The 3,096-nt window shown below is 64.6% G+C and carries 4 protein-coding genes; all 4 read right to left on the bottom strand.

Annotation, left to right across the window (positions count from 1 at the left end; translation table 11 throughout):
* On the bottom strand, positions 1–500 hold a 500-nt coding region (gene rnc, locus AC1D15_RS24275), incomplete at its 3' end, for a ribonuclease III (protein ID WP_477827983.1).
* 50 nt (positions 501–550) lie between these two features.
* The gene (locus tag AC1D15_RS24270; protein ID WP_477827982.1) at positions 551–880 is read right to left on the bottom strand and encodes a DUF4845 domain-containing protein; all 330 of its coding nucleotides are present in this window, start codon (positions 878–880) and stop codon (positions 551–553) included.
* Positions 881–975: 95 nt separating this feature from the next.
* A complete protein-coding gene (gene lepB / locus AC1D15_RS24265; RefSeq protein ID WP_477827981.1) occupies positions 976–1,941 on the bottom strand; it encodes a signal peptidase I in 966 nt (321 codons plus the stop codon).
* Positions 1,942–1,952: 11 nt separating this feature from the next.
* Positions 1,953–3,096: translation elongation factor 4 (gene lepA, locus AC1D15_RS24260; RefSeq protein ID WP_477827980.1), on the bottom strand; the 1,144-nt coding region annotated here is incomplete at its 5' end.

Here is a 3,096-nt window from a genome sequence, read left to right as displayed (position 1 = left end):
CGGCGCGCCTGCAGCCATTCCTGCAGCTCGGTCTTGGCATCCTTCGACCAGCTGTCGAGGTCGGTGGTCGCGATGACCTCGCCGAACAGCCGCTGGACCAGCGCCTGGGCGGCCTCGAAGCCGCCGTCGCGGTAGGTGGCACCGATCACGGCTTCAAGCGCATCGGCCAGGATGGACGGGCGCTGCGCACCGCCGCCGCGGGCTTCGCCTTCGCTCAGGCGCAGCACCTCGGGCAGGCCGATCAGCACGGCCACCTTGTGCAGCGTGTCTTCGCGCACCAGGTGCGCCCGCACGCGGGTCAGGTCGCCTTCGTCGGAGCCGGCGAAGCGCTCGAACAGCAGGTCGCTGATCGCCAGGCTCAGCACCACGTCGCCGAGGAATTCGAGCCGCTCGTTGTGATCGGCCCCGAAGCTGCGGTGCGTGACCGCGCGCGTCAGCAATTCCGGCTGGGTGAAGCGGTAGCCCAGGCGGTTCTGCAGGGCGGTCAGTCGGGCATCCACGCGCGGGGCTGGTTGGTGACGAGCGGGGCGGAAGTCTCGGGCCGCAGCCCTTACTTCGTGCGCCCTTCGTACTTGAGGAGCAGGAAGACCGGGGCCATCAGCTCGATCTCCTTGTTGTAGGCGAAGGCGATCACGACCTTGTCGTTGACCTTCGTGATCTCGAGGTCCTTGGCGGAGATCGACTGGATCGAGTACTCGATGTCCTTCTGTTTCTCGAAGGCCGTGCGGATCTCGGGGACGGTGGTGGCCCCGCTGGTCGCGATCTTCTCGATCGTGCGCTTGATCGTGAAGTACTCGTTCAGCGTCGGCAGCACCTTCAGGCTGAGCAGCGAGATGATGCCGATCAGGATGGCCCAGAACATCAGGCCGAACAGCGTCACACCGCGTTGCGTTCCACGACGGTGCGTGCGTTGCCGCAACTGACCCCGAAATTCCATCGACCGCTGATCCATCGTCATTTACCTGTTGCTCCCGCTCAATTGAACGAACCGACGCGCTTGGGATTGCCGAAATTCATCCAGACAAAGAAGGCCTTGCCCACGATGTTCTCGTCAGGCACGAAGCCCCAGAAACGCGAGTCCTGCGAGTTGTCGCGGTTGTCGCCCATCATGAAGTAGTGACCCGCCGGCACCTTGCAGCGCACGCCCTCCGCACTGTAGCGGCAGTTTTCCTTGAAGGGAAACGCGAACAGCGGTGCGGCCGCGCTCGGCAGCTTGGTCTCGACCAGGATCCGGTGCGCCACGTTGCCGAGCTTCTCGGTGTACTGCGGGGCGAAGCGCACGGCGTCTTCGTCGTAGAACGGCTCCAGCGGCTGCGTCTCGGCGAGCTTGCCGTTCACGTACAGGTGCTGGTTCAGGTAATCGATCTGGTCGCCCGGCACGCCGACGACACGCTTGATGTAGTCGATGCTCGGGTTGGCCGGATAGCGGAACACCATCACGTCGCCGCGCTGCGGATCGTTGATCTGGACGATCTTCTTGTTGATCACCGGCAGGCGGATGCCGTAGTGGTACTTGTTCACCAGGATCAGGTCGCCGATCAGCAGCGTCGGCACCATCGAGCCCGACGGGATCTTGAACGGCTCGAACAGGAACGAACGCAGCAGGAACACCACGAGGATCACCGGGAACAGGCCGGCGGTCCAGTCGAGCCACCACGGCTGCATCAGCAGGGTGTCGCGCGCCTGGGCGACGTTGTCGTCGACTTTCGCGATGCCCTGCGACGCCAGGCGCTCGCGACGCTCGGCATCCTGGCGGTCGAGCGTGGCGGCGGCCGCCGCGCGGCGCGGCGCGAAGTGGAAGCGTTCGGCCAGCCAGTAGGCCAGCGTCGCGACGGTGAGGATGAACAGCAGCAGCGAGAAGTTGCCCGTCCACTTGCCGAGGTACCAGCCGCCCAGATACACCACCAGGGCGCCATAGAGCACGCCGGTCAGAGAACCCATCAGTGAGCCCATCAATCGTCCACTTGGAGGATGGCGAGAAACGCTTCCTGGGGCACCTCGACGGAGCCGATCTGCTTCATGCGTTTCTTGCCGGCCTTTTGTTTTTCGAGAAGCTTGCGCTTGCGCGAGATGTCGCCGCCGTAACACTTGGCGAGCACGTTCTTCCGCAGCGCCTTGATTGTCTCACGCGCGATGATGTTGGCCCCGATGGCCGCCTGGATCGCCACGTCGTACATCTGGCGCGAGATCAGCTCGCGCATCTTGGCCACCACCGCGCGGCTGCGGTAGGCGCTCTGCGTGCGGTGCACGATGATGGACAGCGCGTCGACCTTGTCGCCGTTGAGCAGGATGTCGACCTTCACGACGTCGGCCGCGCGGTACTCCTTGAACTCGTAGTCCATCGACGCATAGCCGCGCGACACCGACTTCAGCTTGTCGAAGAAGTCCAGCACGATCTCGGCCAGCGGCATCTCGTAGGTCAGCATGACCTGGCGGCCGTGGTAGGCCATGTTGATCTGGTTGCCGCGCTTCAGGTTTGCCAGCGTCATCACCGGGCCGACGTAATCCTGCGGCATGTAGAGATGCACGGTCACGATCGGCTCGCGGATCTCGTTGATGCGGCCGAGATCGGGCATCTTCGACGGGTTCTCGACCTGGATCACGGTCTTGTCGCCCAGCTCCACCTGGTAGACCACGCTCGGCGCCGTGGTGAYGAGRTCCTGGTCGAACTCGCGCTCCAGCCGCTCCTGGACGATCTCCATGTGCAGCAGGCCCAGGAAGCCACAGCGGAAGCCGAAGCCGAGCGCCTGGCTGACCTCGGGCTCGTAGCGCAACGACGAGTCGTTCAGCTTGAGCTTCTCGAGCGCATCGCGCAGCTGGTCGTATTCGCTGGCCTCGGTCGGGTACAGGCCGGCGAAGACCTGCGGCTGGATTTCCTTGAAGCCCGGCAGGGCCTGGCTGGCCGGACCGGCGTTGTTCGGCAGCTTCTTCTCGAGCGTGATCGTGTCGCCGACCTTGGCGGCCTGCAGTTCCTTGATGCCGGCGATCACGAAGCCCACTTCGCCGGCGCGCAGCGCATCGCGCGCCAACGACTTCGGCGTGAACACCCCGAGCTGCTCGGCGGCATAGGCGGCCTCGGTGGCCATCATCTTGAAG

Source organism: Rhizobacter sp. P2_H2 (assembly GCF_056403375.1).
Note: the sequence above shows the minus strand (reverse complement) of the source record. Positions and strands in the feature narration are given on the sequence as shown.